3 protein-coding genes are annotated in these 1,559 nt (G+C 70.1%); all 3 read left to right on the plus strand.

Translation table 11 applies throughout. The features are described from left to right. Positions 1-673: 2-oxo acid dehydrogenase subunit E2 (locus B8460_RS18300; RefSeq protein ID WP_048863057.1), on the plus strand; the 673-nt coding region annotated here is incomplete at its 5' end. A gap of 14 nt (positions 674-687) precedes the next feature. Next, a complete protein-coding gene (locus B8460_RS18305; protein ID WP_148360693.1) occupies positions 688-1,203 on the plus strand; it encodes a GNAT family N-acetyltransferase in 516 nt (171 codons plus the stop codon). Next, positions 1,196-1,559, plus strand: a 364-nt coding sequence (locus B8460_RS18310; RefSeq protein ID WP_048863059.1) for an FAD-dependent oxidoreductase, incomplete at its 3' end; no start/stop codon positions are given. The genes B8460_RS18305 and B8460_RS18310, both read left to right, overlap by 8 nt.

Raw genomic sequence — 1,559 nt, forward strand, 5'->3', positions numbered from 1 at the left:
CGGCATGCGCCGCACGATCGCGCGGCGGCTGGCGGAGGCGAAGCGGGAGATCCCGCATTTCTACGTCTCGATCGACCTCAACATCGACCCGCTGCTGAAGCTGCGCGCCGACCTCAACGCCCGTTCGGCCAAGGAGGGTCCGGGCGCGTTCAAGCTGTCGGTCAACGACCTGATCATCAAGGCCGCCGCCATCGCGCTGCGCCGCGTGCCGAAGGTCAACGCGTCGTGGACCGAGGACGGCGTCGCGATCTACCGCGACGTCGACATCAGCGTCGCCGTGTCGATCCCGGACGGGCTGATCACGCCGATCATCCGGAACGCGGATCAGAAGGGGCTGGCGGCGATCAGCAACGAGATGAAGGACCTCGCCGCCCGCGCCAAGGCCGGCCGCCTGAAGCCGGAGGAGTTCCAGGGCGGCGGATTTTCGATCTCCAACATGGGCATGTACGGCGTCTCGTCCTTCAGCGCGGTGATCAACCCGCCGCAGGCCGCGATCCTCGCCGTTGCCGCGGGCGAGCAGCGGCCGGTGGTGCGCGACGGCGCGCTGGCGATCGCGACGATGATGACCTGCACGCTGTCGGTCGACCACCGCGTGGTCGACGGCGCGCTCGGCGCCGAATGGCTCGCCGCCTTCAAGGCGATCGTGGAAGACCCGCTCAGCCTGATGCTCTAGGCGCGGCGGCGCCGATGGGCGCGCCCGATATCGCCGCCCTGCGGCCCGCGCAGGCCGCCGACATGCCGGCGGTGATGCGCCTGCTGCGCGGCCTCGCGGCCTACGAGCATCTCACCGTCACGGCGCGCGAGGAGGATCTGGCGGCGGCGCTGTTCGGTGCCCCGCCGCGCCTGCATGCAGCACTTGCCGAGGTCGACGGCGTCGCCGTCGGGCTGGCGGTGTGGTTCTATACCTACGCCACCTTCGCCGGCCGCCCGAACCTGTATGTCGAGGACGTGTTCGTCGAGCCCGCCGCGCGGGGGCGGGGGATCGGGCGCGCCTGCTTCCGCCACATGGCGCGAGAGGCGGCGCGGGCGGGGTGTCTGCGCATGGAATGGTCGGTGCTGAACTGGAACGCGTCCGCCCGGCGCTTCTACGCGGGTCTGGGAGCGGAGACGGTCACGGACTGGTCGGTGCTGCGTCTGACCGGCGACGCGCTTGCGGCGCTCGCGGACGAGGCGCCGGCCTGTGGGGAGGGGAACCATGGCTGAGCAGAGTTTCGATCTCGTCGTCGTCGGCGGCGGCCCCGGCGGTTACGTCGCCGCGATCCGCGCCGCCCAGCTCGGCATGAAGACGGCGGTGGTGGAGCGCGAGCATCTCGGCGGCATTTGCCTCAACTGGGGCTGCATCCCGACCAAGGCGCTGCTGCGCACGTCGGAGATCAACCACCTGCTGCACACGCTCGATCAGTATGGTTTCGCGGCCGACAATCCGCGCTTCGATCTCGGCAAGGTGGTCAAGCGCTCGCGCGGCGTCGCCAGGCAGCTGTCGTCGGGCGTCGCGCATCTGCTGAAGAAGAACAAGGTGACGGTGCAAACACGCTCTCCAGCACCCGGCCGATCTGCTT

Source organism: Acidisphaera rubrifaciens HS-AP3, from assembly GCF_000964365.1.
In the GTDB taxonomy this organism is placed as follows: Bacteria; Pseudomonadota; Alphaproteobacteria; order Acetobacterales; family Acetobacteraceae; genus Acidisphaera; species Acidisphaera rubrifaciens.

Bases quoted from the DNA above. Each gene is read 5' to 3' on its own strand.
- B8460_RS18305 (WP_148360693.1), top strand. From the start codon at position 688: ATGGGCGCGCCCGATATCGCCGCCCTGCGGCCCGCGCAGGCCGCCGAC.